General features: G+C 54.9%; 3 protein-coding genes. 1 reads left to right on the top strand and 2 read right to left on the bottom strand.

Translation table 11 applies throughout. From position 1 onward, the window contains the following. Window positions 1-144: 144 nt before the first annotated feature. Both AC1XOS_RS21440 and AC1XOS_RS21435 read right to left on the bottom strand, forming a co-directional pair. Entirely contained in the window at window positions 145-1,359 is a 1,215-nt protein-coding gene (locus AC1XOS_RS21440; protein ID WP_481964247.1) for a type II secretion system F family protein, read from the bottom strand. A gap of 6 nt (window positions 1,360-1,365) precedes the next feature. Further along, window positions 1,366-2,655, bottom strand: coding sequence for a type IV pilus twitching motility protein PilT (locus tag AC1XOS_RS21435; protein WP_481964246.1), 1,290 nt, complete (start codon window positions 2,653-2,655; stop codon window positions 1,366-1,368). Between the two features lie 94 nt (window positions 2,656-2,749). Here AC1XOS_RS21435 and AC1XOS_RS21430 point away from each other — a divergent pair. Beyond that, on the top strand, window positions 2,750-3,278 hold a 529-nt coding region (locus AC1XOS_RS21430; protein ID WP_481964245.1), incomplete at its 3' end, for a sigma-70 family RNA polymerase sigma factor.

The raw sequence follows: 3,278 nt of genomic DNA, 5'->3' as shown, positions 1-3,278 counted from the left end.
GGGCAGGTTCCTTTCATACAATACAACAGAATATAGCACGGCGCGGCAGAGCTGCCGCGCCGGGACTATAGTATACAACAACCTCCCCCATGCAGTCAACGCACCAGGGAGGCTGAGTGAAGAAAACGACAGATTAAACTTTGATTAGTGGATCTGGTTGATAATCGAGAACATCGGCCCCATGATAGAGATCACGATAAAGCCCACGATCACCCCAAGGAAAATAATCAAGATTGGCTCGATCAAGCTCGTTAGTGCCTTGACCGTGGCATCCACTTCCTGCTCGTAGAACTCGGCGACTTTGACCAGCATCTCCGACATACGCCCTGTCTCTTCACCGATATCAATCATGTGAGTGACCATGGGCGGAAAGAGCCCAGACTTGACCAGCGGGGGCGAGAGGCGACTTCCTTCGCGCAACGCAGTCTTGGTCTCCTGGATCGCCTTGGTCAGAACCTCGTTACCCGCCGTCTCCGCCACGATCTCAATGGAACGCATCATGGGAACGCCAGAGCTCAACAGAGTACCAAAAGTACGACAGAAGCGAGCCACTGAGAGCTTGAGGACGAGCTCTCCCATGATCGGAACCTTGAGCTTGAAGTAGTCTAACTTGTAGCGGCCCTCAGACGTTTTTGCATACTGCTTCAGGCCAATAAAAGCAAACAGAGGCGCAAAAACAAAGACATACCAGTTGTGCACCATGAAGTCCGAGATGCCAAAAAGGGCCTCGGTCATCGGGGGCATCTTCGCTTGCATGTCAGAGAACATCTGCTTAAACGTAGGCAAGATGAACATAAACATCGCAAACAAGATGATCATCGCAAACACCAAGACGATCACCGGATAGGTCAGGGCAGACTTAACTTTCTGGCGGATCTCCTGCTCTTTCTCCAGAAACTGTGAGAGACGATCCAGAATGGTATCAAGAATACCTCCGAGCTCGGCGGCGCGGATCATGTTGACATAGAGCTTCGAGAAACAGTTCGGGTGCTTGGCCAGTGACTCCCCAAGCGAGACACCTGTCTGGACATCGCGCTTAATCACTCCTAGCGCCGCCTTGAGTGGTAGGTCTTTGGTCTGCTGCTCCAAAACATCCAGGCACTTGAGAACCGCAAGGCCCGCGTCTATCATGGTCGCAAACTGGCGTGAGAACACCACAAGCGACTGGAGCTTGGGTATCCCAACAGATTTCTTCGTCCCGATAGACATCAGCGCACTGGTCTTGTGCTCACTGATTCCCAAGACATGCAGGCGCTGCTCGTGCAGACGGCTCAGGACGGCTCCCTCAGACTCTGCTTCCATCCGACCTTTAACATTGTTGCCGGAGGTATCTATGACATCGTATACAAAAGTAGGCATGGAAGTTTAGCTTCCTCCCTTCAAGTGGCGCATGAAGTTATCGCGGTCATTACAGCGGCTAGCTGCCTCCTCCATGGTAACCATGCCAGAGCGGTGAAGCTCCGCGAGGACTTTGTCCATCTGTTGCATTCCAAACTGTGAGCCGGTCTCGATGGAGCTCATGAGCTGGTGGCTCTTGCCTTCACGGATCAAGTTACGCACCGCAGCAGTGGCGACCATGATCTCAATGGAGGCAACACGTCCCCCCCCAACCATCGGCAGGAGCTGCTGGGCAATCACGGCCTGAAGGGAGCTGGCAAACTGAACACGGATCTGATCTTGCTGATCGGCAGGGAAGACATCGATCACACGGTCAACGGTCGCAGGGGCACTTCGGGTGTGGAGCGTCCCAAAGACTAAGTGACCTGTCTCAGCAAGTGTGAGAGCAGCGGCGATCGTTTCTTTGTCTCGCATCTCACCGACGAGGATAATATCAGGGTCTTCACGGAGAGCGGCGCGGATGGCGTTGCCAAAACTCTCGGAGTCTTGGCCAATCTCACGCTGGTTGACCATGGCGACTTTGTGATTGTGAATGTACTCAATCGGATCTTCCATCGTCAGGATGTGCAAGGGACGCTCGGAGTTGATCGCATCAATCATCGAGGCAATGGTCGTGGACTTACCCGATCCCGTTGGCCCCGTCACCAGGATCACCCCCGAGTGCTTCTTGGTGAGCTCTTTTAGGATCGGGGGAAGGCGGAGCGAGTCCAGCGAGGGAATCTTGGCAGGGATCGCACGCATGGCGCACCCAACGGAGTGGCGCTGGCGGTAGACATTAAAACGGAAGCGCCCCACCCCGTGAACCCCATAGGAGAAGTCTAGCTCTTTGGTGCGCTCGTAGCGCTCGATCTGGTCGGAGAGCAAGATATCGTAGATCAGCCGCTGCGCCTCGCGGGGCGTGACCACCTCCCAGGGCGTGGGCGTGAGCTTGCCGTCAATACGAAGCATCGGGGGCAGGTTGACTGTGATATGGATATCAGAGGCTTTCACCTGCTGGCTGTAGCGCAAGATGTCATCAATGTGGGTATCTGCCAAAGGCGTGACACTCGGAGAGGAGCGCACCTCGTCAAAGGTATCCGACCCAAGAGGACCTACTCCTACCATCCCTGGTGGTATCAGTAGTGCACCATCCTCAAGAAGCCCCTTAAGCATCTGATTGCTATCTAGTGACTGCGGTGCTGTTGGCACAGGCGTTCGCGCTGCCGAGTTCGTCGGCATCAGAGGTGCCAAGTCATTATCAGGGAGAATCGAGTTCATACTCACAATTTTCGGATACGAACCGTATTCTCCTCAGGGAAAATAATTCCTGGAAAAATTAACAGTCTCTGCCGACTATCCCAAATGTAAGCCTATGTCTTCTCCTTTAGAAAAAACGACTGCCATCCCTCAGGAAACCCTGCTGCGCTGGCTCCAAGAATATGCCCGTCGGCGCGGCACGGGAGATGGTCGTTCCTCAGGCGACCTCCCCTTGCCTGCTCTCAAAGAGAAAATTGCTCGCGCACATGGTCCCCTCGTCGAGTCCGTGGCACGTAAGTTTTTGGGAACGGGTGAGCCCCTCGAAGATCTTGCGCAAGAAGGCTCTCTGGGGCTTCTCTCTGCTCTGGAGTACTACGATCCCAGCAAAGGAGTTCGTTTCTCCACCTACGCCACGCACTTTATCAGCGGTGCCATCCGCCACTTTTTGCGCGACCGCAGCCGGATGATCCGCGAGCCCGCCTGGCTCCAAGAGACCTCTAGTCGCATCGAACGCGCCATTGAAGCTCTCACCGCTCAGCTTGAGCGTGAGCCCACCCCAAGCGAGATCGCTGCCGCCGCCACCATTCCAGTTGAGACAGTCGAGGAGGCCCTAGCATCACGCAATACCTTTCGCGTGCTCTCCT

The organism is Armatimonas sp. (assembly GCF_964826245.1).
The sequence above is the reverse complement of the archived record's forward strand: the minus strand, read 5'-3'. Positions and strand labels throughout refer to the sequence as shown.

Bases quoted from the DNA above. Each gene is read 5' to 3' on its own strand.
- AC1XOS_RS21440 (WP_481964247.1), bottom strand. From the start codon at position 1,359: ATGCCTACTTTTGTATACGATGTCATAGATACCTCCGGCAACAATGTT.
- AC1XOS_RS21435 (WP_481964246.1), bottom strand. From the start codon at position 2,655: ATGAACTCGATTCTCCCTGATAATGACTTGGCACCTCTGATGCCGACG.